Origin of the sequence: Solibacillus faecavium (assembly GCF_014836905.1) — a bacterium.
GTDB lineage: Bacteria > Bacillota > Bacilli > Bacillales_A > Planococcaceae > Solibacillus > Solibacillus faecavium.
This window is the reverse complement of sequence record NZ_JACSPZ010000002.1, coordinates 62,543-83,788: the sequence shown is the minus strand read 5'-3', so window position 1 is coordinate 83,788 and position 21,246 is coordinate 62,543. Positions and strand designations below refer to the sequence as shown.

General features: G+C 34.9%; 29 protein-coding genes and 2 riboswitches. Of the genes, 10 read left to right on the top strand and 19 right to left on the bottom strand.

Features of this window, described 5'->3' with window-relative positions; all coding sequences use genetic code 11:
- Positions 1 to 31: 31 nt before the first annotated feature.
- Together H9635_RS03890 and H9635_RS03885 are read right to left on the bottom strand one after the other, a co-directional pair.
- A complete protein-coding gene (locus H9635_RS03890; protein WP_191698844.1) occupies positions 32 to 1,228 on the bottom strand; it encodes a DUF2812 domain-containing protein in 1,197 nt (398 codons plus the stop codon).
- The gene (locus H9635_RS03885) at positions 1,221 to 1,538 is read right to left on the bottom strand and encodes a PadR family transcriptional regulator (RefSeq protein ID WP_191698843.1); all 318 of its coding nucleotides are present in this window, start codon (positions 1,536 to 1,538) and stop codon (positions 1,221 to 1,223) included. Before H9635_RS03885 ends, H9635_RS03890 begins: the two co-directional genes overlap by 8 nt.
- Positions 1,539 to 1,678: 140 nt before the next feature.
- Here H9635_RS03885 and H9635_RS03880 point away from each other — a divergent pair, with 140 nt between their 5' ends.
- On the top strand, positions 1,679 to 2,134 hold the full coding sequence (locus H9635_RS03880; RefSeq protein ID WP_191698842.1) for a hypothetical protein: 456 nt from the start codon (positions 1,679 to 1,681) through the stop codon (positions 2,132 to 2,134).
- Positions 2,135 to 2,332: 198 nt separating this feature from the next.
- Here H9635_RS03880 and H9635_RS03875 read toward each other — a convergent pair whose 3' ends face one another.
- The 3 genes from H9635_RS03875 to H9635_RS03865 all read right to left on the bottom strand — a co-directional run bounded on the left by H9635_RS03875 (position 2,333) and on the right by H9635_RS03865 (position 4,276).
- Positions 2,333 to 2,584 carry a hypothetical protein gene (locus tag H9635_RS03875; RefSeq protein WP_191698841.1) on the bottom strand — a complete coding sequence of 84 codons (252 nt, stop codon included), beginning with the start codon at positions 2,582 to 2,584 and terminating at the stop codon, positions 2,333 to 2,335.
- A gap of 33 nt (positions 2,585 to 2,617) precedes the next feature.
- On the bottom strand, positions 2,618 to 3,079 hold the full coding sequence (locus tag H9635_RS03870) for a DUF2975 domain-containing protein (RefSeq protein ID WP_191698840.1): 462 nt from the start codon (positions 3,077 to 3,079) through the stop codon (positions 2,618 to 2,620).
- Positions 3,080 to 3,436: 357 nt separating this feature from the next.
- Complete coding sequence (locus tag H9635_RS03865; protein ID WP_191698839.1) at positions 3,437 to 4,276, bottom strand: methyl-accepting chemotaxis protein; 840 nt, start codon at positions 4,274 to 4,276, stop codon at positions 3,437 to 3,439.
- A 639-nt stretch (positions 4,277 to 4,915) separates the two neighbouring features.
- Between H9635_RS03865 and H9635_RS03860 the strand changes: the two genes are divergently transcribed.
- Positions 4,916 to 5,275, top strand: a complete 360-nt coding sequence (locus tag H9635_RS03860) for a hypothetical protein (RefSeq protein WP_191698838.1) — start codon at positions 4,916 to 4,918, stop codon at positions 5,273 to 5,275.
- A 407-nt stretch (positions 5,276 to 5,682) separates the two neighbouring features.
- On the opposite strand, the gene H9635_RS03855 is transcribed toward H9635_RS03860, so the two are convergent.
- Complete coding sequence (locus H9635_RS03855; RefSeq protein WP_191698837.1) at positions 5,683 to 6,063, bottom strand: IolE/MocC family protein; 381 nt, start codon at positions 6,061 to 6,063, stop codon at positions 5,683 to 5,685.
- Positions 6,064 to 6,272: 209 nt separating this feature from the next.
- Between H9635_RS03855 and H9635_RS03850 the strand changes: the two genes are divergently transcribed.
- Entirely contained in the window at positions 6,273 to 6,596 is a 324-nt protein-coding gene (locus tag H9635_RS03850; RefSeq protein ID WP_191698836.1) for a hypothetical protein, read from the top strand.
- A gap of 268 nt (positions 6,597 to 6,864) precedes the next feature.
- Here the strand turns inward: H9635_RS03850 and H9635_RS03845 are convergent, their stop codons facing one another.
- The 3 genes from H9635_RS03845 to H9635_RS03835 all read right to left on the bottom strand — a co-directional run bounded on the left by H9635_RS03845 (position 6,865) and on the right by H9635_RS03835 (position 9,094).
- Complete coding sequence (locus tag H9635_RS03845) at positions 6,865 to 7,950, bottom strand: DUF4179 domain-containing protein (RefSeq protein ID WP_191698835.1); 1,086 nt, start codon at positions 7,948 to 7,950, stop codon at positions 6,865 to 6,867.
- Positions 7,934 to 8,497 (bottom strand): sigma-70 family RNA polymerase sigma factor, encoded by a 564-nt coding sequence (locus H9635_RS03840; protein WP_191698834.1) that lies wholly within the window; start codon positions 8,495 to 8,497, stop codon positions 7,934 to 7,936. The genes H9635_RS03845 and H9635_RS03840 overlap by 17 nt, the downstream gene beginning before the upstream one ends.
- Positions 8,498 to 8,887: 390 nt before the next feature.
- Positions 8,888 to 9,094 (bottom strand): hypothetical protein, encoded by a 207-nt coding sequence (locus H9635_RS03835; protein WP_191698833.1) that lies wholly within the window; start codon positions 9,092 to 9,094, stop codon positions 8,888 to 8,890.
- Between the two features lie 557 nt (positions 9,095 to 9,651).
- On the opposite strand from H9635_RS03835, the gene H9635_RS03830 reads away from it, so the two are divergent.
- The 3 genes from H9635_RS03830 (at position 9,652) to H9635_RS03820 (ending at position 11,249) form a co-directional block, all read left to right on the top strand.
- Entirely contained in the window at positions 9,652 to 10,146 is a 495-nt protein-coding gene (locus tag H9635_RS03830; RefSeq protein WP_225231108.1) for an RNA polymerase sigma factor, read from the top strand.
- The gene (locus H9635_RS03825; protein WP_225231107.1) at positions 10,146 to 10,883 is read left to right on the top strand and encodes a hypothetical protein; all 738 of its coding nucleotides are present in this window, start codon (positions 10,146 to 10,148) and stop codon (positions 10,881 to 10,883) included. The genes H9635_RS03830 and H9635_RS03825 overlap by 1 nt, the downstream gene beginning before the upstream one ends.
- Positions 10,884 to 11,009: 126 nt before the next feature.
- On the top strand, positions 11,010 to 11,249 hold the full coding sequence (locus H9635_RS03820) for a hypothetical protein (RefSeq protein ID WP_191698831.1): 240 nt from the start codon (positions 11,010 to 11,012) through the stop codon (positions 11,247 to 11,249).
- Between the two features lie 132 nt (positions 11,250 to 11,381).
- On the opposite strand, the gene ribH is transcribed toward H9635_RS03820, so the two are convergent.
- From ribH to ribE, 3 genes are read right to left on the bottom strand one after another with little or no spacing between them, the layout of a single operon-like run.
- Positions 11,382 to 11,846: a 6,7-dimethyl-8-ribityllumazine synthase gene (ribH, locus tag H9635_RS03815; protein ID WP_191698830.1), complete on the bottom strand. Its 465-nt coding sequence runs from the start codon at positions 11,844 to 11,846 to the stop codon at positions 11,382 to 11,384.
- A 15-nt stretch (positions 11,847 to 11,861) separates the two neighbouring features.
- Complete coding sequence (gene ribB / locus H9635_RS03810) at positions 11,862 to 12,473, bottom strand: 3,4-dihydroxy-2-butanone-4-phosphate synthase (RefSeq protein WP_191698829.1); 612 nt, start codon at positions 12,471 to 12,473, stop codon at positions 11,862 to 11,864.
- A 14-nt stretch (positions 12,474 to 12,487) separates the two neighbouring features.
- Positions 12,488 to 13,123, bottom strand: a complete 636-nt coding sequence (ribE, locus tag H9635_RS03805; RefSeq protein ID WP_191698828.1) for a riboflavin synthase — start codon at positions 13,121 to 13,123, stop codon at positions 12,488 to 12,490.
- Between the two features lie 121 nt (positions 13,124 to 13,244).
- A riboswitch (FMN riboswitch) is annotated at positions 13,245 to 13,378 on the bottom strand.
- 100 nt (positions 13,379 to 13,478) lie between these two features.
- A riboswitch (FMN riboswitch) is annotated at positions 13,479 to 13,613 on the bottom strand.
- 199 nt (positions 13,614 to 13,812) lie between these two features.
- On the opposite strand from ribE, the gene H9635_RS03800 reads away from it, so the two are divergent.
- The 3 genes from H9635_RS03800 (at position 13,813) to H9635_RS03790 (ending at position 16,259) form a co-directional block, all read left to right on the top strand.
- Positions 13,813 to 15,006 (top strand): transglutaminase-like domain-containing protein, encoded by a 1,194-nt coding sequence (locus H9635_RS03800; protein WP_191698827.1) that lies wholly within the window; start codon positions 13,813 to 13,815, stop codon positions 15,004 to 15,006.
- 338 nt (positions 15,007 to 15,344) lie between these two features.
- A complete protein-coding gene (locus H9635_RS03795; protein WP_191698826.1) occupies positions 15,345 to 16,034 on the top strand; it encodes a VC0807 family protein in 690 nt (229 codons plus the stop codon).
- Between the two features lie 21 nt (positions 16,035 to 16,055).
- Positions 16,056 to 16,259: a transcription initiation factor TFIIIB gene (locus H9635_RS03790; RefSeq protein WP_191698825.1), complete on the top strand. Its 204-nt coding sequence runs from the start codon at positions 16,056 to 16,058 to the stop codon at positions 16,257 to 16,259.
- Positions 16,260 to 16,331: 72 nt separating this feature from the next.
- Here the strand turns inward: H9635_RS03790 and H9635_RS03785 are convergent, their stop codons facing one another.
- From H9635_RS03785 to H9635_RS03755, 7 genes are all read right to left on the bottom strand, one after another.
- Positions 16,332 to 16,469 carry a hypothetical protein gene (locus H9635_RS03785; protein ID WP_191698824.1) on the bottom strand — a complete coding sequence of 46 codons (138 nt, stop codon included), beginning with the start codon at positions 16,467 to 16,469 and terminating at the stop codon, positions 16,332 to 16,334.
- A gap of 2 nt (positions 16,470 to 16,471) precedes the next feature.
- Entirely contained in the window at positions 16,472 to 17,029 is a 558-nt protein-coding gene (locus tag H9635_RS03780) for a cysteine peptidase family C39 domain-containing protein (protein ID WP_225231106.1), read from the bottom strand.
- Between the two features lie 137 nt (positions 17,030 to 17,166).
- Positions 17,167 to 17,481 carry a hypothetical protein gene (locus H9635_RS03775; RefSeq protein ID WP_191698823.1) on the bottom strand — a complete coding sequence of 105 codons (315 nt, stop codon included), beginning with the start codon at positions 17,479 to 17,481 and terminating at the stop codon, positions 17,167 to 17,169.
- Positions 17,482 to 17,607: 126 nt separating this feature from the next.
- A complete protein-coding gene (locus tag H9635_RS03770; RefSeq protein WP_191698822.1) occupies positions 17,608 to 18,363 on the bottom strand; it encodes a nucleotidyltransferase domain-containing protein in 756 nt (251 codons plus the stop codon).
- Positions 18,364 to 18,379: 16 nt separating this feature from the next.
- Positions 18,380 to 19,060, bottom strand: coding sequence for an HAD family hydrolase (locus tag H9635_RS03765; protein ID WP_191698821.1), 681 nt, complete (start codon positions 19,058 to 19,060; stop codon positions 18,380 to 18,382).
- Positions 19,038 to 19,949, bottom strand: coding sequence for a hypothetical protein (locus tag H9635_RS03760; protein ID WP_191698820.1), 912 nt, complete (start codon positions 19,947 to 19,949; stop codon positions 19,038 to 19,040). Before H9635_RS03760 ends, H9635_RS03765 begins: the two co-directional genes overlap by 23 nt.
- Positions 19,950 to 19,982: 33 nt before the next feature.
- Positions 19,983 to 20,513 (bottom strand): GNAT family N-acetyltransferase, encoded by a 531-nt coding sequence (locus H9635_RS03755; protein ID WP_191698819.1) that lies wholly within the window; start codon positions 20,511 to 20,513, stop codon positions 19,983 to 19,985.
- Between the two features lie 236 nt (positions 20,514 to 20,749).
- Between H9635_RS03755 and H9635_RS03750 the strand changes: the two genes are divergently transcribed.
- On the top strand, positions 20,750 to 21,142 hold the full coding sequence (locus H9635_RS03750; protein WP_404828823.1) for an HIT family protein: 393 nt from the start codon (positions 20,750 to 20,752) through the stop codon (positions 21,140 to 21,142).
- Positions 21,143 to 21,246: the final 104 nt, after the last annotated feature.

The window sequence follows — 21,246 nt, the reverse complement described above, 5'->3', positions numbered from 1 at the left end:
CTTTCGTTTCAAAAATTTGGATATTCTTCATCTATTTTTCAGCAGACGTTGCTAATTTTTGGGCAATATTTTCTATAATTAGATCAAACTCTGCATAACCGATGTATCGTACGTACATGACTACGTCACCTTTAGCAGCAACTATTTTTTTCATACCATTTTCCTCATATACCATTAGTTTATCGAGTGTGGCATGTTTTCTTTCTATATATAAATCCATTTCCTTTTCATACGAATGCCACTTTATTAAATCGGATATTAAAGGCTCTACTAAAGATTGAAAGGTTAGTTTATAAACTTTCGAAGTGATAGTAGGAGAATATGTACTACCGTCATCTAACCATACCTTATCTTCAACGATACCACTTTCATCTACCTCATACTGTACAGGTGCAAAAATCCCCCAATTCGTCGAGTAGCGGTTTGCCCAATCCACTTCATCGATATAATATTCATCACGTTTAAGTAAAGGATTCTGTTCAATATCAGCCAAACGGACAATCGGTAAGCCTATATCCTCTTGTGGCAGAGTATAAGTATCCATCTTTATTAATTGCATCACTGGCAATATAGTACTGACAAGCGCTACTCCAAAAAATATAAACGGAAGAACAGAATTTTTATGCAAACTATTTTGCCATGGGGCATGATGGTTTATTGCTTTTCCTTCCTTTAAATCTCTTTTTAATGAACGGATTGCCCTTGCTGCACCTATAGAGTAATACACATAGTAAAGAAGGATGATACCCATGATACTTTGCTGAATCATACGACCTTCTACTAATCGTAAAACTGGTGTTCCATCCAAAAACCAAGTAGCGCTCAGCAGACCGATTGATAATGGTACTATCAATGACATTGCGATTAAATTAACGAGAAGAATTTTACTTAATTGCTGTAACGTATAAGCCTGTTCCGCCGGGTCTGTATGTATTTCGGGTGCATTGCTCTCTTCCGGCGATGAGAAGACATGAAAATATTGATAGCTTGTTACATGTTCCCAGCCATTCTCTTCATACAAATCTATTTGTTCATACGAAATGGATTTTTTCTTCGTTACTTCCATGCGATACTCAATCCGATTCGGCTCCCCTTTTTTAAAATGAATAAAATGAGTCCCTATTTTATGAAGGTGCAGCCCCATTAAAGACATATCGGAGAAATAGCTTTCATGCTCACCGATGCGCCAGTATTCAGATGGTCGAATTTTACGTACAATTTTACTCATCGTTTCCCTCCTCTAAAATGCGGCTGTCATAAATTAAAGACTTCAACCTCTCGTACTCCACACGTAATGCCTGCTCGCCCTCTTTCGTAATTTCATACGTTTTTCTTCGTCCATCATCCTTTGCCAGAACAATTAAACCGTCCTTTTGCATACGTGAAAGAACTCCGTATAATGTGCCTGGTCCCATTTTTAACCGTCCGCGCGATACATCTGTAATTGATTGCATTAATTGGTATCCGTGGTTTGGACGTATTAACGCTAATAAGACGTAATACATTGCCTCTGTCATCGGTCCACCATTATAGGACATGTTCATCACTCCTTTTTATTATGTGTCGCGATATATCGTATAACATAATAGTAAAGTATGCAGAAATACTTGTAAACTTTATTTTTAAATGTAACTTTCAGGGGGTTAACTCCGTCTAACAATTATGGAGGGATTATTATATGAAAAAAATAATGTTACTCGTTTTATCACTGACTATTACATCAACGCTACTTTTTGGTTGCCAAACAAATGAAAGCAGTACAATAAACAGTGGTGGAAATAAACTTAAACAGCAGTCAGAGGTAGAAGAGGTTCCAACAATAAAGATCAATGGGCAAATTAAAGAAATTAGTATTTCAAAAACTAATGGAAGCAACAAAATTGTTCTTGAAGATAGTTCTATTGAGACGTTAAAAACTATAATTATGAGTGGTATAAAAGTAAATGGCATAGCGGATATGACTAATCCAGAATATTATATGAACATTATTTATGAGGACGGAAATATACAGTATTTTCATCTATGGATACATGAAAAAGGTGAAACAAGCACTTTGATGAACACCGAAGATACCCATACAGCTTATACAGTTGGCAAAGAAATGACGGAAAAATTAATTGAGTTTATTAAATAGCATACTTTCAAGACAGCCCAAATAAAAAGAGCTTTGTACAAAACAAAAAATACCGATCTCCCAATAGGAAAGATCGGTATTTTTCTGCTACTGCCAGAATTGTTCTCCGTTACGAGGACATGGCCCTTAATAAGGGATTTCTTCTATTCAATGAGATCTCTACTTTTGCCCCACCCTCAATGTTTTACATTACCATATTTATTTTCTTTTACTCTTTCCGGATTTTTCGTTTCCATGTTTAAAGTTACCCGTAATTTTCGCTAACAATAACTGTACTTCTAATATATTATCTTCAACTGCTTTAATTCTTGCTATAAGACGTTCTGCCTCCTTATCCTTTACAATTTTAATTTGCTTACCTTTAAAGTTAATTGCTACTGTTCCATTTTTAGTTATTTGATAAGTGAATGGCTCTTCTTTTAATCTATTTCGTTTATCTATATCGCTCACAACACCATCTCCTTAATCACTATTTTTTATATTCTACTGTTGATTTGATAATGGAAATTTCAACAAAATATTTTTAATGTATGCTGCTCCGGTTGCTACCATTATTGATACGGCAATAATTACTACCCCTGCAACTGCCATGATTGGCGGGAATGCATTTGCCGTATCAAGTATAATAAATCCTGCTACGTACAAAGCGATAATTATGAATGCACAATATTTAATATAATTTAACCCTTTTATAATGCTGCTTGAAAATAATGATTTGCGTTCAATCACATAAATCATACTCACTGACTCATAAAGCGCATAAAAAAATGGGATTGCTGTTGCGTATAATCCAAGTAAAATAGGATATTGCAAGTAGGCGACTTCCGGATGAACAGTAGCTGCTTCCTGGGCAAGGATAGGTAAAAGATATACACATAAAAACAATACGATTATGCCAATCACTACAATACCTAAACTTAAAAGAATAGAATTAATTCTCTTCATAGTGTCCTCCTTATTTTCCAATGTTTTTCATTTAAACGAATTATCTTGATGAAGGTTTCCGTAATCAAATTGTTCCCCTTCTCTTTTTAAAATGTTTTTTACTGTCATTTCAATTAGAGGAGGAGTGAATCAAGCCACTATATTGCATCCCGTTTTGTTTCTTCAGGTAAGTGCCAATGTAATTCATACACATAGCGCTTAATCAATTCAAACAAATTTTTATCAAACTTTACTATAAATGATCGAACTTAATCATTAATTATAAGTTAAAAGCGAAGTAGCTCCTTGTTTAAGGTACTACTTCGCTTTTATTTTTGGAAATCCATATTATATGTATTTTTTTAACGTTCCTAATTTTTATAATTCGGAAGCATACTTGTTTAACTCTTTACTCATAGATTCAATCTTAGTCATAATGTTTGAAATTTCGTCAGTAGAGGATGCTTGTTCACGTCCAACAACCACAACCTCTTGAATAGAAGCTGTAATCTCATTCACGGAATTTTGGATGTTCGTTAGTGTTTGTCTTATTTTTTCTGTTGAAGAAACGGTTTCAAAAGAAAGTTTTCTTATTTCATTAGCAACTACTGTGAAGCCAAGACCTTTATCCCCTGCCCTTGCTGCTTCAATAGCGGCATTTAACCCTAAAAGGTTTGTTTGATCAGCAACTCTCTTAATGAAATTTAATACTTCATCTGTATTTTTCACTTCTTCCATTGCATGAGTGGATTGTTCTAACAATTTATCACTGATTTTTGAGAGACCTTCTGAGCTATCTGTGATCGATACAACACGGTTATTAGCTTTTTCAAGTGATTGTACAATCTCATCTGAAATCGCTCTAAGTTGTTTTTCATTTTGTTTTTGTAATTGAATCGCTAGTGCTCCAATTACCTGACCATTATCTAATATAGGTGCAGCTATGCCGGTAAAAGGAAGTCCAAAGAACTCCGGTGGAACTTCATCCTGTATTAATTTGTTGTTTTTAATACAATCTGCTAGAGGTTCTTGTGGATTTATTTTAGTACCTGGTCTCGCTCCTATATCTATTTTTCGCCCTGGAAAGTAAGCGATCCATTCTTCTGTCTCAGTTAATCCGATAGCTAAGTCTGGTAACATCGAATGGAATAAAGGTAAGACATCTAAATAGTTTTGTAACGTCGGATGAATAGCTGTGTTTGAATTGAGTTTATACATTGTTGTTCTCCTTTGAGTAATTGCTAATTTTCATCTTGTCAATGCTTTTGAAAAACACGCTGCTTGTAATTATTGTATTTCTTTAAATAACATAACACGGTTTTAAAATATACGCTACATAGGTCCTATAAAATAATATTCTGGGTGAATGCGCTGACGTTATTTAAATTTTACTTTATAGAGCTTTAATAAAACGCTTATTTCATCGAAAATGTATTCAGGAATATCATCATTTAATAATCCCTCCCTTCCCTTACACTTATTACAACCCATTATTTAAGAATTATATACTTTTTACGGTATAAGAACACGCACCCAAAGCGTTTTTTGGTAAATTTCATAAAAGATTGTTAAAAACGATGGTTCTATAACTAAACCAGACTATGTATTAATATGTAGCATACGAGTGTTAATAAAATAAAAAAGCTACTCTTTTATTGAAAAATAGCCTTCGTTAGTGAAGTAGAAATAATGAGCGTGTTCAATAATTGCGCCCGCTTTTTTGAATAAGGGTGGCATCAGATTATACATTTACAATGTTAAGCAAAGAAAAACTATCAAACGACGGTTTGGTAAGGTTATACTTCAACTAACGAGCGCTTAGTTTATTAAGGAAAATTTGGAGATTGGAGGCAGAAAATGAAAAGGACAGTAATTGGCGGTTTTATAATGTTAGGAGGATTATTTACTACATTAACTATAATTGTAGTGGCAGCATTATATATTCCCAGCATGACTAGTTGGTCTGGATCACAGTTGTGGTATGCAATTTTTGGAGGAAAACAATATGGGAATGAAGTTGTTCAAAGTTTATTCCTAGGTCTCCCATTTGTTGTAGGATTGTTGTTGTCGATTATGGGGCTAGTAATACTAGTAATAGAGTATTTTACAGGTCTTTTTTTAAGTGAGTTTTTTACTAACAGGTGCTTTAGTGCAAGAAACATTTCAAAATGTGCCCAAACACCGCTTTGGAAAAACTTAAACGTAACTTATCCGTAGAAATAACAAACAACATTTTATTTTAGGAGGTGTGAAAATGACAGAACGGCAGTGTTTAGAATGCGGTAGTGCAGCAATAGGGGAAGCTAGATGGGCTGGATTTTGAGGTACTTTGCAACCAGCTAAAAAACTTGATTGGAAAGGTGGCTCTAAGATACTTGTTAGGGTTTGTACGGAATGTGGTCACATATCTATGAAAGCAGAAAAACCTCATATATTTAAATAGTACTTAATATTCCAGTCAAATTTCCGATTATCCATAATCGGGTACGATTGTTTAATAAGCGTCTCTGTTCTTATTCAATTAATCCACTCTTTAATGCAATAAGGATTTATAAAGTATACAAAACAAATCTAATAAACGTTCCAAAAAATGACACTCAGGGAACTTATAGTAACAAAGTAATTTACTTTGTTACTATTTTTAAGTCTGCACCTATAATTTTAGTAGCTTCGTAAATTACTCCATTATCATAGTTTTTAATATCAAAATACCCATTATAGCTATTCCAGAATTTTGATTGATTAGAATATTTTTTTAAATTATTTAATATTTCTTCGAATAAAGTTTGAGCTTGTTTCTCTGTTAGCGTTCCTTCGACCATAATTCTAAATTTAATATCTTTTTTACCATCAAATGAAGTAGCTACCGTATCCACTTCAGATAATTGTTTAAAATGTTCCTCTGTTTTTGTCAATGTGTCTAAAATATCCATTTCGGATTTTTCACTGCAACCACTAATTATCAATAAAACTACTACGCACAACAAAATATTAATTATTCTCATAGCTATAGTCCCCCTTGTTTAAGTATATTATAGTTTTAAATGCGGTTTATTGGTTTATTGTTTTAATTCTAATATTGAATAACAATGCAATAGTATTGAAAATAACGTTCCCCAATGACACTTTGGTAACCAACACCTCCATTCAATTAGGTAAGGGGCATTTTGTGTTAATGTAAATTGAGGATAAAATATATACATGGGAGATTTTTATGAAACAAACGATTGCTTACGGGGCTTATTTTCTCATCGCAGCCACGGTCACTTATTTTGTTGATTTTTTTTTATTTTTTTTGATTAGTGGCATTTTATTTGATGCTGCCGATGCACCACCAGGAGATATTTCAGACAATGGTAAATTACTATTAAGCGTAGGAATGCCTGTCATCTATGCCTTTATTCTTTTTGCACTATATTATCTATATAGCAATATTCTTAAGAGCTTCAATATTCACCTAATGCTAAGTGTTGGCGTTTTATTCCACATAATGGTTGCCCTTTACCTCATTTGGAATGCAGTACCATATGCCTTTTAAACGATGGCTTTAAAAATACATACATTCTGTGCTGTTGATTAAATGTACTTAAAATAGCGTGTGTTTAGTTCAACAAAGACTAATAATATATACAAAATAAAACTAAATAACGTCCCAAATAAAAGTTTGGTGTCAAAACAAAAATCGGTTAATGTTGTTGTAGCAGCATTTACCGATCTTTTATTGGAACATTGGTTATTCGAAATTTTGTGCAAGTCAATGAAACGTTACTAAAGCAGCTTTTATACTTGCTTAACATGGTGCCTTATTATTTTTGAATATCTACAATAATATCCTCAAGTTCTATTATTTCCTTTATAGAATTGCTATTATTCATAAAATACATAGCGCCATTTTCATCAATTCCGTCAGCCATCTTCAATTTGAAGAGTGGGGTAAATATTAAAGTTTCAGCATCCGGATGCAGTTTTTCAAAGGTAAAGACAAATTCCGTATGTTCATAGTCGTGTCCTATACCGCCGGTTAACGTTGATTTATACGTATTACCTAAATTATCCTTTACTTTTAAACCGGAAGAATAAGTATCCCATTTTTCTTTTAAATTCTCGTTTTTCATTGTTTCCCGGTAATTGACGATAAAGGAAAACGGTGTGTATATGATTTCATTCAATTTAATACCTAAATCATCTTTTTTTGATGCAGGAGCTTCCACGATTTGGATTTTAGGCTCAGTCGCCTTAGCATATATTTCAAAATCCCAACTCCCCTGAATCATTTCCTTTTTATCCTGACTGGAAATACTACTAATGTGAAACTCAAAATTCGCCTCCTGTAAATAATTAGATAAGTTCAAGATCGCTGTTGTTAAGCCAGCGTATTGATTTGGCCCGACTTTTTCAATCCTATGTTTCGTCCTAAAGAGGCTGTAATCCCGGCCATCCACCTTAAAAGTAGTCTCAATTTCCGGGGATTCACCTAAATCCCTGTCCGTTTCAATATAATAGCCAACTAAAAACTTTTTACTATCGAATAAACTTTCATTTACCGTAATCGTTGTCCCATTGCTTTCTGCTACAAGATGTTGTTGATCCGCGAATTCCTCATAGCCTGATATTCTTTTATCCTGGGTCGAGAAAAGCTTGATAATACTGTTCAAAATTGGAATTTCCTGAGCGAATGTTGTGTAGGATAGACCTATAATTGATGCAGTGCCGATTCCCAATGACAAGCAGACAGCTGCAGCTCCCTTCATCCACTTTCTCGATGTTGTTTTGGATGTCTGAATTCTCAGGTCCCTTTTAAATTGTGCTTTTTCAAGTTCTGTTACCTCTGCTTCTTCAAACTCAGTTATATCGATTTCAATATCATTGAAGTGTTTAAACAGATTTTTCAATGGGCATACCCCCTAAATCTTTTTTTAGTTTTTTCCTGCCATGGTAAAGCCGGTTATCAATAGCCGATTTTGTCATCTGTAATTGATGGGCAATTTTTTCTGTATCAAAATCTAGCAGGTACCTCATTATAAAAATTTTCTGATCGACAGGCTTTAATGTTGAGATGATTGCCTGAATGTTCTCCTGTTCTTCCAGATAGGTGCTTTCATATTTCAAGGAGTCAGATGGCGTAAGCTCTATATCCAAAGTGGGGCTTTCTTTTTTCTTCATTTCCATGCGGTAATAATCGATTGCTTTATATTTGGCTATCACGCATACCCATTTTTGAAAGTCAGCTGCATCTCCGTTAAACTTTTTCGCGTTTTTCCAGATAGATAATAAAATATCGTTACAACACTCCTTTATGATGTCATTAATGTCAAGAGGACCTAAAATTTTTAATACAACACCTTTTATTAATGGAAGATAGTGATCGATTACGTAATCAAGAGCGTTTTCTTTGCCGCCTTGAAGATATTTTATAAAATTATATTCATTAATCTTCATTTCTTTCTCCTTTATCTAGTATTGCTACTGCGAAAGCCTTTACATTATATATAACGTTGAATTGCATCTTTTTTTCACAAAAAACCAAAAAAGTTTAAATATAGAAATAATTATCAACTTCGTCTCAAAGAGAACATATCTTTACAAGGGTGTCACCTTTGGGAATTTTAAAATGCTACCAAAGCGTTTTATGGTATAAAATATTGTTATTAAACGATGGTCCTATAACTAAATCAGACTATGTATTTATACGTAGCATACGCATGTTAATAAAATAAAAAAAGCTACTCTTTTATTGAAGAATAGCCTTCGTTAGTGAAGTAGAAAAATGAGCTTGTTCAATAATTTCGCCCGATTGTTGATTAAAGGCACAGTAAGTTCAAAATCTTTTTAGTGATTTTCTTCCTTAATATTCTTTTTACTATTTTGCTGTTTAATCATGCTTATTGTTAACGTGGATAGAACAATAAACATGATAATAGTATAAGTACCTACAATTAAACTATTTACTCCACTATAATAAAGTGCAGGCAAAACTAGGCTTGAAAAGCTGCTTAAAACAACAATAGGTATCTCGTTTTTCTGATTTCTTGCCATATTATCATCACTCCGTTACGCCATTTTATACAAATTTAACTGTATTTCAATATCCCTAAAACCTACGTGATTTACAAAATACTTTACGAAGAAAGCTTCTAATTCAACAAGCCTGCTCCGTTAGTTTAATTACAATTCTATTTTATTTTATATTACCATAATTTTCTATTTTTATATAAATCTTTTCTTCAACAATAAGGCCCTATAAAGGAAAAATGGCGACCTTCTTATTGAAAAATCGCGCCCAATTATGGAATACCAGCAAGTTTCTAAAGCTAGTTTAGTTCAACAAGATAAAAGAGAACTACTGCGTTAAAAATAAAAAGCAGCTAAGATTTCCTCTAATTCTTAGCTACTGAATTGAACATTCCCTAAGATCGGGGACGTAGAGAGGCACTAAGCGAATCTTATTCACTTAGTGCCTCTTCGCTTTATATAAAACTAAATTTCACAGTAAAATAAATGAGTGATAGTAATATTTGTAAAAATATTTATAAAAAAAGTCACCAAACTATATTTTCAAGTGTGTTATAAGTGAAGAAAGGAGTTGATACGCTTTGCAACAATTTATTTCTACGACTGAAATAGAGATAAATATAGATCGAATTATAGATACATACGGAAATATGTTATTTCGGATATGCCTAGTTATTTTATGCAACGAATCCGATGCTGAAGATGCAGTGCAAGATACATTTATAAAATATTTATCGAAGGCGCCTACTTTTAACGATACCGAACACGAAAAAGCTTGGTTCATTACGGTAGCAACGAATCGCTGTAAAAATATGCGACGATACAATATTATTCGTAGACACCTAGATATTAATGACTTGCAGCTTTATTGTAAAAATGAAGAAAATTACGGTTTACTTGAAGCTCTTATGAAACTGCCTCACAAGCAAAAGGTCGTATTATTACTCCACTATGTAGAAGGCTATAAGGTTGAGGAAATAGCGAAAATACTTACCATTACAGTAGCAGCAGTTAAAAAGCGATTACAACGAGGTAGAGAGCTTCTTCGCCAAAGTTATCAAGAGGAGGAACAATGATGGATGAACGTAAAATAAAAGATGCTGTTAACTCAATTGAAATGTCTAAGGTAATAGAAAATCGGTTGAAAAAGAAGTGCTATGACCAAAAACGAGAAAAGTCACGTTACATCAATTTTAAAAAGTGGGGTTCAGTCGCAAGTGTGTCCGGCATTCTTTTACTACTTCTGTTCAACTTGCCGTTTACAAATTATAATGGTAATTCTCAATTAGTCAATTTTACGATTACGGCTTATGCGGCGGACAGCACAGGTCATCAACTTTTGAAAGAAAAAACGACATTCGATTTAGGGGTGTTAGATCGTTTAGATGCTATAACTTATATAATTGAGGACGGAGATAAGTTAGTTTTTACCGATGTTTCACTTCAAGTTTCCGGAGATAATATCGACGTTATTTCATATGAAATAAATAATGGAACTTTTATAGAGGATGTCATCTTGTCTAAGGAAGAAGTAGCCAACAAGGATCAGCTAGTACTAGAAAAAATTAATTATATAATGAATGAACCTAATTCAGAGATATTCTATGCTATAAAAGACATTGGTAATACCTTTACCGTTAAATATAGCGAGCAGCAGCAATATAAATACTCACTCGCGATTCCTTCTCACAATTCGATAAAAGAGGACGTATTAATTAGCGTAACTGTAACTTATACAGACGGCACTTCTGAAGAACAGGATATTGTTGTAAATCAAGAATCGGATTCTATTTCATTAATACTTAATCAATAATAAATGAGAATTCAATCCCTTTCCGTCCAAATCATTGTTGTTTTTTATACATCAATAATTAAAAATAACGTTCCCAAATCAGAATTTTGGAGCGAAATTTGCGAAAAGTTGTACAGGAGGTTTGTTATGAATAGAAAAATGGGCACTTCTATATTTGTTTATTTCTGTTTTTTTATGTGGTTATACTTTGCCATATATGAATCCTCAATCGATAACTGGTGGACAGTACTTGAAATAACACAGGAGACTGATCATATTGTGGATATCGAGGTGTCATTAGTAAAGTTGTTGATCGGGACGATTATATTTACTATCAGTGGTTTCCTAATCAATTTATTGTTGTCTAACCTTCCAATAAAAGATTGAAAAAGCATACAGAATTATTCTAAATAACGTTTCCAAATCAAATTTGCGTATGCACGAAAAAGGCTTTCCGAAAAGATACGATTTCGGAAAGCCTTTTTAATCATTATGCCTTGGTATGACACATGACAATATCTAAAACATCTTATTTAAATTCGCCATTTCTATAGCAGACATTGCACTGTCATATCCTTTATTCCCCGCTTTTGTCCCTGCGCGTTCAATTGCCTGCTCGATATTTTCAGTTGTGACAATTCCGAAAATAACCGGTACCCCAGTATCCAAACCCGCTTTGGCAATGCCTTTAGCTGCTTCATTGCATACGTAATCATAATGTGTTGTTGATCCGCGAATGACTGTACCTAACCCGATTACTGCATCATACTTATTGGCTTCTGCCATTTTCTTTGCGATAAAGGGTACTTCAAATGCCCCTGGTACCCAGGCAGTATCAATATTATCTTCATTTACACCGTGTCTTTTTAATCCATCAATTGCACCGCTTAATAATTTATCATTAATAAATTCATTGAACCGGCCGACAACGATTCCGATTTTTAAATCTGTACCTACTAATTGTGCTTCAAATGTTTTACCCATTTTATCTGCTCCTTCTTATACAACCATTGTGTTTATTTTTATATATTGAACTAAATCTTCTATCGTAATAAATTTCAGCTGATGTTTTAGTGCGAGTTTTTCAAGCTGTGGCATCCGCGCCATTGAACCATCTTCATTCATAATTTCGCAGATGACCGCCACTTCCATCGACCCGCATAATTTTGCAAGATCTACCCCTGCCTCTGTATGACCACAGCGCTCTATTACGCCTCCTTGTTTTGCAATGAGCGGAAAAACATGTCCAGGACGGTGGAAATCTTCCGGCTTCGCTGCTGGATCAAGTAATGCCAATATCGTTGCTGAACGTTCAAATGCACTGATTCCTGTCGTTGTGTGAATATGATCGATACTAATCGTAAAAGCCGTTTGATATGTATCTGTATTACTTTGGACCATTGGATGAAGACATAGTTTTTCAGCGATGGCTGGAGATATAGGTGTACATATTAACCCTCTCCCATGAAGGGCCATAAAGTTAATATTTTCCGGTGTTGCAAATTCCCCCAGCACGAGAAAGTCACCCTCGTTTTCTCGATTTTCATCATCGGCAACAATAATAATTTCACCATTTTTTAATGCTTGAATTGCTTCATCAATCGTATTCATCTTTTTCCACTCCTTTAAAACCCTGTACGTTGCAGAAAATCCTGTGTAATCGTACTTGCCGTTTGATTTTGTAAATGCTTTTTCACATATTTCCCGATCAAATCTGTTTCAATATTCACAACATCCCCGGCCTTTTTATAGCCCAACACAGTTTGTTCGTATGTATGAGGGATTAAGGAAATGGTAACGAGTGTATCTGTCATATTAAAAATCGTTAAGCTTATGCCATCGACTGTAATAGAACCTCTTTCGATACACTGTGCAATTAAATTACGGTCCATCGCTAAATCTACATAAACCGCGTTTGCAACTGGTCTTTTCCGCTGTATGATTGCGACACCATCAACATGGCCAGATACAATATGTCCGCCAAAACGGCCGTTCGCCAGCATTGCCCGTTCCAAATTGACATGCATGCCTACAGTCAATTGTTGCATACTTGTTGCTTTAACAGTTTCAGGCATCACATCCGCCAAAAATGAATTGGACGTAAATTGTTTCACCGTTAAACAAACTCCATTCACCGCAATGCTGTCCCCGAGCTTTACATCTTCTAAAATTTTACTTGCGCGAATGGCTAATTCCATCGTTTGTGTGGACTGACTAATCTGCTCCACAGTTCCTAACTCTTCAATAATTCCTGTAAACATCCTACTCACCTCTTTTTAAAAGTAAAAAAAGAACCCCGATTGAATTCGGAGTTCGATGAGAGGAAAATTTAGCAGCATCAAATAAGCCTTTTGACTACATTTTTCAAAAAACTGATGATATTGCTTCCTTCTCCCATCCAGACTATACTGTCGGCTTTGGACTCGCACCAAATCCTGCACACAAAAGTGGCTCACGGGCTTAGAGATTTACTCATCACCGTCGATTGGGAATTTCACCCGACCCCGAAGGAAATTCATATAAAATGATCAATAAAAAAATCCCGTCACGTAGGTGCGACGGGAAAAGTGTATAGCAAAAAAGCACATTTTATATCAAATTTTCAAAAATGCGTTGCTATTCCTTCTCCTATCCAGACTATACTGTCGGCTTTGGACTTGCACCAAATCCTGCACGCAAAAAGCGGCTCACGGGCTTAGAGTTAAACTCATCACCGTCGATTGGGAATTTCACCCGACCCCGAAGGAAATTATTTTATTTGAAAATTATTGTAACATAGATTATTTAGAATACTAATAGTCATTTCGGACCTTCTTGCTTCCATAACTATCATTCCATTTACCTCTACTAACTTGCTATTCCGTTAATTAAAATGAAACTTTTAAGGTGAGCATCCGTATATAAAAATATCCAGAATATTTAAAAACTAGGGAAAGAAAAGGTGTCTATAATGAAAAATATTGTCAATATAGCATATTCGTATCATAACTCAAATAAAGGCCTAACAAGGATATGGACTACTTTACCGATGGATCACCATGACGTGACTTGTACGCATTCCCCTGAAGAAAAAGTAATTGATGACGGGAACAATGAACTCTTTTATTTTACTTTAAAGGAAAATGAACGGTTTCAAATGAATTATTCCGTCGATACGTATAAACAAAATGAACAAAAAATGCTTACGGATAAAGAAAAGGCATTTTATTTGCGCAGCGGTACACTCGTTGTTGTGGATGAACAGATGAGAAATCTAGCACATGAAATAACAGCTGGGGCTGAAACGACAATGGAAAAAGCGAGGGCAATTTTCCATTATGTAGTCAGTCATTTTAAATATATGTACCCGCCTAAAGGGAGAGGCATCAAGTCTTTTTTAGAGGCGAAGCAAGGTGATTGCGGCGAGTATTCGTTTATGTTTTCTTCCCTTTGCCGTTCTATTGGTATCCCGTGCCGATCCCTTGTAGGCAGTTGGGCAAACAGCAAGATGAATGCACATGTGTGGAACGAATTTTTTGATGAACAAACGGGCTGGATTCCGGTCGATTGCAGTATGGCATATATTCAAAAGAAGAAAAAAACCCAATTTTTATTCAGTAATGTCCGAACATTAAAATGGACCGCATACTTCGGGCAATTAGAACAGCAGCGAGTTGTTTTTTCCTATGATGCAGAGTTGTATCTTTCCCCTAAATATAATGATTTGGATAAACAAACTATAGTCGATTCGAAATATCCACCCATTGTGCCTTTTCAAATTGACGGTCAGCCATTTTATTGGGGCTACGAGGCAGTAGAAGGATGTGTACCATACATGCAGCCGATTTACGTGCAGTTTGACCAGGAGAATTTATCGATAAAACCTAATAAAAATCCACATAATTATTTAGGTCAATGGAAAATTACAGAAACCGGCGCTCTAGGGTTCTTTTCAAAATTAAAAAGCTTTTCCTATTTCATTTTCTTTATTTCCATCATATTTAGCTTTCTGTTAAGTAGTCCTTTCTTTTCTGCATTAACAGCTGGTTCGGTTATTGTTATATGTATTTCATTTATAGCCAGAAGAGAAAGAGCCTTATTTTACACGGTTGTTGCACTGTACTTTTTATTGCCTTTACTTTCTAATATATCAAAGTTAGTTTAATTGCAGTATTGTAAATAACCTCTCTACCTATTTTCTTAATTTTCATTCAATTTTTCAGGAAATAAAATAATCCATTTTATTACAATTGGGTTTATAATTGATTCGTCACCATAAGTTGGGGATGACAAATGGCGCTTCGCGATAGCGCAAGCGGCTTGATCAGGTGTTTTTTACTTCACTTTATAACGAGGGCAAAATTTTGGGATTGGTGGGTCTCGCAATTAGCGATGTCTTGCCGCAGCCCACCAAACAAGTGGAATTTCATTAGAAAAGCAACCCCCTGTTATGGTGATGAGCCTTATAAATTGTAATTATATTTGATATATATGGAGGATTCTATGGCAAAAAAACCACAGTCGAATAAAAATTCTATTTTACTTGAGCTGCTATTTTATGCAGCATTACCCTATATTATTTGGAATTTTGGTAGGGAACCTTTAGGGGATTATGTTGCGATGCTGCTTTCAACCGTTCCTGGTATTGTTTATACCCTATACCGGTTTATCGTGGATAGACAATTTAATATAACGGGGTTATTTATTTTAAGCTCGATGCTAATTGGTACAACGGTGGATTTACTATCAGGTTCAGCAGAGCAAATGATTATTAACGGGATTTATTTAGGACTTTTTTATACATTTATATACTTTATTTTGTTCGTTGTGAAGCGTCCTTTTACATTATATATCGCGGTTGATTTTGCGTATTTGCAGGGCTATGACCGAAAAGACAGCAGAACTTTATTTTTTCAAAAGGGCATTTTCCAATGGTTCCAAATCATCCAAACGGTGTTTATTATTCGGGGTCTCTTTATGGCAGGTTTAACTGCATTTCTGCTAAATAAATATGGTATCGATGGATATGGGGATATGCTTATCTATAAAAAAGTAGCGGGTTGGATATTTTCCATTATCGTAATGGGACTTTTCTTTAATATTAATAACGTTATACAAAAACATACAAAACAATCTGAGGAAAACAAGCAACCGGAGACAGAAAGTTCGGAAGTAGTAACGGAATCCGTATAGCAAAACGAGGAGTGAAAAAAATTGAGTCATTCTACAAAGGTAAGTGAATGTCCAAAATGCAGTTCGACGGAATTAGGAAAAGGCCAGCACAGTGGTCATAGTGTCATGTCCCCCATCAATAAATTAGGGTTTGGGTCCATTATTGAATACATTATTTGTACGGAGTGCGGATTTATAATTGAAGGCTATGTGAAAAAGCCGGAGCGGTTTAAGGACACGTATTAATCTATAATCAGTCTGATAAGCTCAAAATGTATAACCTCGGTCTAGTTTAGGACGGGGTTATACATTTTCAATTCAATCAAAAACCCACTCAAATAATTTAGCAATCAAGTATAGTGGTGCACCAACGATTATTGCGCCAGCAAAAAAATAACAAATATATTTAAAAATATCAAATATAGCTCCAGCCATATCATCGATAAATTTAAGCATTCTCATCCCTCCTTTGAATTGGAATGAACCGCTAAGTACGTATTGCTATAAAAAAGCATATGCATTCTCTTTATATTCCATAGTTTTTTAAATTCTTCGATTGGAACTTTCCGATTATAGCTCTTGTGTTCACCTTCACTATTCACCAGATGCTTTAAAGACTCTGAAAGGTAAATATACTCCTTGTCGTAGCCTACAACCGGGACAAAATGCAAGTTATTGAAATCTTTATGTACTTTAATAAAAGCTATTACAGGGGTACCTTTACTAACTTCGTATTTTAATGTGTCGATATTCCCTTTAAAATAATTTGTTTTAAAGCCTTTTTTTCTTAACACCGTACGAATTCCCTTAGGATATACATTGCCGGCCATCGTTTTACTTGGAAAATGTGTGTATAACGCTTCCCCCTCCGCCTCCAAACCAAAATGGCGCAGAATATATGCTGTTGAAAAAGCCGCACATTCCGTATTGTTTTGGAAATCTATCCGATTATTTTGTTGAATCAGATAGTTGGCGGGATAAGCTGTTTTACGTAAAACGGGAATAGGAAATGTCATTAAATATGTATTAATAAGTGTGGATATAACGATCCATAAAATGACTGTATTAACTATAAATATAGTACTTCCCCCTTAGCATAGAGTAAAAAATCCTCGCTACTAGTAGGAGGATTTTGAATTAGTTATATATGACTTCAATCAATTTCTTCATTAAATATTTCGCCTTGATTCCCTTCATGCTGGATGATTAAGCGAGATGTTTTATGAACATAAATAGATCGGTAATTTTCACGGTCCGCTTGAATCGTAATGACACGCTTATCATCATTGTCACTTACTGTATTGAAATTATATTGGTCGGCTTCAATTTCTTCTAGGATATACTGGTATTCTGGTAAATTTGCATAATCCCCATGCAACTCAAATTGCGCTTCAATTACTTCCTTTTCAGCATCGGCGCTATTTCCGCATGCAGATAAAATAGTAGCTGCACTAAATACGATTAACATTTTTTTATACATCAAATTCACCCTTTTAAATTTATCTCTGTTTCATACTAACAAACATATATGTTATGTATCTAGGAAAGAGGCTTATATGATTGGACTTTAACGAAAAAAATGTTCATTATTTCGCTATATAATTTGCAAAACTCTTTCCCAAAACCTCAAAATTCGTTCCGGCTCCTCTAGTTCAGAAAAGATCCATTCCTTTTCCTGTTCAAGTAGATGGCACATATAGCGTGCCGCTTCTTTATGAGTATTGATGCCAATATGGTTCATAATGTTGTGCATCTGTTCTACCTTGTCCCCCGGTATGGCAGACTCCAATGTTTTCAAGCCTAATATAGCTTTTTCAGGACAGTAGTGATGCAACAAAATGGTACCGATGTTGTCGAACGACAGGTGAAGCAGGTGACAACACCATAAATCATTTCCGCGCTTAGCGCTTTGGTTATACTGATATAAAAACCAAATCGCATCATCCACTGCTTCGATAAACTGAGCAGGTGAAACTTGAAGAGATGGCTCGTAATCACTCAAATAATGCTGGGGGTCATAAAGTATTTTAATATGATCTTTTTCATTAAGCGTTTTTGAAGTAACCGTATACAAGTCGATGTGGATGAAGTCCTCATACACCCCTAATATTTGTGGCGCTACTATAAAAATATCATCCCAAAAAATAAGTTCTTTATAAGCTTTTAAATGCTCCAGGCGATCTGGCAAAAAACTCGTTACATCGTCTTCCTCTACTAGGCAATATAAGTCGATGTCTGAGAAGGAATCATGTTCATTTCGCGCGATCGATCCTTTTAAAAACACAGCCTTCACTAAAGGGTTTTCCTTTAAACTTGCAAGCAGTACTTGTACAACCTCGTCCAAATGCATATAAAATACCTCCTTATCATAGCAGACTAGATTGGGATTCATTGATCGTATCTACAATATGTATAACTTCATCTAAATCATCGATTATATAAGGTGTTGTTACTGAACCAAAGTACGGATCTCTTTTCCAAATAGTTTTCATGCCCACACGCTGAGCCCCTTCTATATCGTTTACTGGATGGTCCCCTACATATATACTTTCTTCAGGATGAACATTAAGTTGCTTCAGTGCCCTATAAAATATTTCAGGCTGCGGCTTTTTCATTTTCTCCCACTCTGACACTAAAATATCATCAAAATAGTGTGCAATACCTAGTGCATGGATATTATCCATTTGAAATTGCCCGAAACCATTTGTAATGATTGCTAATCGGATATTTCTCTGTTTCAGTTCATCAAGCATTTCATGCAAATGGGCAAAAGGGATACAGTGGGAATGGAAATGAGCTATATAATCTTGAAGCGAAACTTCCCAAGAGATTTCTATACTGAATTCTTGTACGAGCTGCTGGTACACTTTATCCTTCCATACATAACCTCTTTGTTCCAGTTCAATAAATCGGTTTAAATAATCTAGCCGATTAATAGAATGTAGTTGGTGATAGAAACGGTCATATTGATTCGCTATGAATTGCTTAACCGATGCATCTCTGTTTAATAGTGTACCGTCCAAATCAAATATCACTGCTTTGATCATTTACATTCCCCCTATCGATTTGGCGTGAATAACTGTTCCAGCTAGGAAATTGTTTAAAATCCAGAAAGCTGAATAATGAAAAGGCGCTGTTATCTGTTGTATCTATTTCAATAGAGACCTTCTTTATTCCTTCACGCTGTAACAGTTCCATTTGTGTTTTGAAAAGAGCTGTCAGTTTCCATTCATCATCGGTGTTTCCTTGAAACCCAATCCATCCGACTTCATAATAATTGCCTAATTTATGCAACAAAATATACGCCTCTACTTGTGCTCCTTCAAATACAACATAGCTATACTCTAGATCAGGTTCATCATCAACCAATATTTCTCCCCACTGTTGCCACGTATATGTTTGTACAGGATTATGTAAATGTGTGTTCTCATAGTTTTCCTTTAATTGCGTAAGAAAGGCTTGTTTCTTCTCCTCGTTTTGCAGGACATTATTTAGAGATTCATATTGTTTAAAGGTTGGAACAGTCAGCATTCGCTGTAATAAAGCCCGTACTTCTAAATCAGGCATATACGTTTTCCTAAATAGCTTAAATCCTTGCTTTTCCATAAAAGAAATAGCATCTTTTTTCTCATCCCAACATGAAAAGATAAGCTGCTTCTGCGGATATATATCTTTGATTAATTGCTCATATAGAGCTCTCGGCCAATTTGTCTCTGTACAGGCTGAAGTTGTATAGACTCTTACATATTTGGCTTCAGGATGAAAGCTGTTTAACCAACTTAGCGAGAGCCCCACGATTTCATCATCTTTTTCTAGAATAAATAATTCATGAAATGCCTTTTTTTCAATACGAGGCTTTACCTCTTCCAATTGAAGCCTTAATTCATCCATTAATGTAGATAGACCAATATCCTGCTCTTGTTTGATTTGCCACATATTTTATCACATCATTTCCTGATAAATCTGGTGTTAGGAGATCGATAGTTTTTCTAGTACTTTCCCAGCACTTTCCCACTCATAAACTAGCTCATCAATTACTTTGCCGCCTATTTTGATTTGGACTTCCTTTACTAGTTGAGCGCCGTAATATTCATAAAAATGGCGGGTTTTATTATCCTTTAGCACTTCCACAAATATCTTTTCATAACCGTTTTGAGTGAAATAGATAAATAGCTCTTTCATAAGCATTTTCCCGATGCCGTAACCTTGCATATCGGCAAACAGGTAAATAGAAGTTAAATCTGCTGCATTCTCATTTTGATTTTCATCTCTTTTCCCTGCAGTAGCAAAGCCAACAATGTGCCCATCACTATTTTCGGCAACAACTATGTAATTATCGGGAGCTGCCATATTTCTCTTCCACAGTTCTTCTCTTTGTTCATAAGATAGCCCATCCAAATATTCATCCGGAATAATTCCTTTATATGTCGTCCGCCAACTATCGACATGGACTTTAGCGATCCCCGCAGCATCCTTTAACTGAGCCTGCCTAATTTGCATACAAAACCCCTCCTGTTTACATTTAGTTTACCTTATATTGGGATTATATTTTTAAAATTTTCGTAATTTATTTGTGGAAAAATTGGATTTACTTTTATAATGGATAAAGCTGGTATTTAAAATTAGTTCGGGGGAAAAACACTTGAGAAAAATCACCTTATCCAAATGGGGAAACCGTAGAAGTTGAATGTCTTAGTTGTGCAATAACAAGCGGGTTAGTTGAACCTGAAGGCGGTGTGGTTGTTGAAACACCGTATTTTCATGCTCATCAAGATGTAGCTTATCCAATTAGAGGATTAATAATTTTAGCTTCTAAAAGACATATTAAATGTTTAGATGAATTAACCGAGGTGGAAAGATTAGATTACATAAATATTTTAGCAAGGATAAGAAAAGCACAAAGAGACGTTTTAGGAATCGAATATGTCTATTATTTTTATAACGAAGACACTACCCACCATTTCCATACTTGGATGGTGCCGAGATATGAATGGATGTATGAATTCGGACGTTCAGTAGAGTCAGTTCGGCCAGTATTACTTCACGCTAGAAATAAAATGAATGATAAAGGAAATGTTGAAAAAGTTATGGAAGCAATCCGCAATCTTACCGAGGAGTTAAATAAATAATTCAACTGCCTGATACTTTTCATTCATCCACGAGCGAAAATTTTTTCTAATATCATATCGAAATGTTCTAATAAATTTTAAAATGTGCTAATAAAACTGGGGTT

Excerpts from the sequence above, each read along its gene's own strand:
- H9635_RS03890 (WP_191698844.1), bottom strand. The coding sequence starts at position 1,228 with ATGAGTAAAATTGTACGTAAAATTCGACCATCTGAATACTGGCGCATC.
- H9635_RS03885 (WP_191698843.1), bottom strand. The coding sequence starts at position 1,538 with ATGTCCTATAATGGTGGACCGATGACAGAGGCAATGTATTACGTCTTA.
- H9635_RS03880 (WP_191698842.1), top strand. The coding sequence starts at position 1,679 with ATGAAAAAAATAATGTTACTCGTTTTATCACTGACTATTACATCAACG.
- H9635_RS03870 (WP_191698840.1), bottom strand. The coding sequence starts at position 3,079 with ATGAAGAGAATTAATTCTATTCTTTTAAGTTTAGGTATTGTAGTGATT.
- H9635_RS03865 (WP_191698839.1), bottom strand. The coding sequence starts at position 4,276 with ATGTATAAACTCAATTCAAACACAGCTATTCATCCGACGTTACAAAAC.
- H9635_RS03860 (WP_191698838.1), top strand. The coding sequence starts at position 4,916 with ATGAAAAGGACAGTAATTGGCGGTTTTATAATGTTAGGAGGATTATTT.
- H9635_RS03855 (WP_191698837.1), bottom strand. The coding sequence starts at position 6,063 with ATGAGAATAATTAATATTTTGTTGTGCGTAGTAGTTTTATTGATAATT.
- H9635_RS03850 (WP_191698836.1), top strand. The coding sequence starts at position 6,273 with ATGAAACAAACGATTGCTTACGGGGCTTATTTTCTCATCGCAGCCACG.
- H9635_RS03840 (WP_191698834.1), bottom strand. The coding sequence starts at position 8,497 with ATGAAGATTAATGAATATAATTTTATAAAATATCTTCAAGGCGGCAAA.
- H9635_RS03835 (WP_191698833.1), bottom strand. The coding sequence starts at position 9,094 with ATGGCAAGAAATCAGAAAAACGAGATACCTATTGTTGTTTTAAGCAGC.
- H9635_RS03825 (WP_225231107.1), top strand. The coding sequence starts at position 10,146 with ATGGATGAACGTAAAATAAAAGATGCTGTTAACTCAATTGAAATGTCT.
- H9635_RS03820 (WP_191698831.1), top strand. The coding sequence starts at position 11,010 with ATGAATAGAAAAATGGGCACTTCTATATTTGTTTATTTCTGTTTTTTT.
- ribH (WP_191698830.1), bottom strand. The coding sequence starts at position 11,846 with ATGGGTAAAACATTTGAAGCACAATTAGTAGGTACAGATTTAAAAATC.
- ribB (WP_191698829.1), bottom strand. The coding sequence starts at position 12,473 with ATGAATACGATTGATGAAGCAATTCAAGCATTAAAAAATGGTGAAATT.
- ribE (WP_191698828.1), bottom strand. The coding sequence starts at position 13,123 with ATGTTTACAGGAATTATTGAAGAGTTAGGAACTGTGGAGCAGATTAGT.
- H9635_RS03800 (WP_191698827.1), top strand. The coding sequence starts at position 13,813 with ATGAAAAATATTGTCAATATAGCATATTCGTATCATAACTCAAATAAA.
- H9635_RS03795 (WP_191698826.1), top strand. The coding sequence starts at position 15,345 with ATGGCAAAAAAACCACAGTCGAATAAAAATTCTATTTTACTTGAGCTG.
- H9635_RS03785 (WP_191698824.1), bottom strand. The coding sequence starts at position 16,469 with ATGCTTAAATTTATCGATGATATGGCTGGAGCTATATTTGATATTTTT.
- H9635_RS03780 (WP_225231106.1), bottom strand. The coding sequence starts at position 17,029 with ATGACATTTCCTATTCCCGTTTTACGTAAAACAGCTTATCCCGCCAAC.
- H9635_RS03775 (WP_191698823.1), bottom strand. The coding sequence starts at position 17,481 with ATGTTAATCGTATTTAGTGCAGCTACTATTTTATCTGCATGCGGAAAT.
- H9635_RS03770 (WP_191698822.1), bottom strand. The coding sequence starts at position 18,363 with ATGCATTTGGACGAGGTTGTACAAGTACTGCTTGCAAGTTTAAAGGAA.
- H9635_RS03765 (WP_191698821.1), bottom strand. The coding sequence starts at position 19,060 with ATGATCAAAGCAGTGATATTTGATTTGGACGGTACACTATTAAACAGA.
- H9635_RS03760 (WP_191698820.1), bottom strand. The coding sequence starts at position 19,949 with ATGTGGCAAATCAAACAAGAGCAGGATATTGGTCTATCTACATTAATG.
- H9635_RS03755 (WP_191698819.1), bottom strand. The coding sequence starts at position 20,513 with ATGCAAATTAGGCAGGCTCAGTTAAAGGATGCTGCGGGGATCGCTAAA.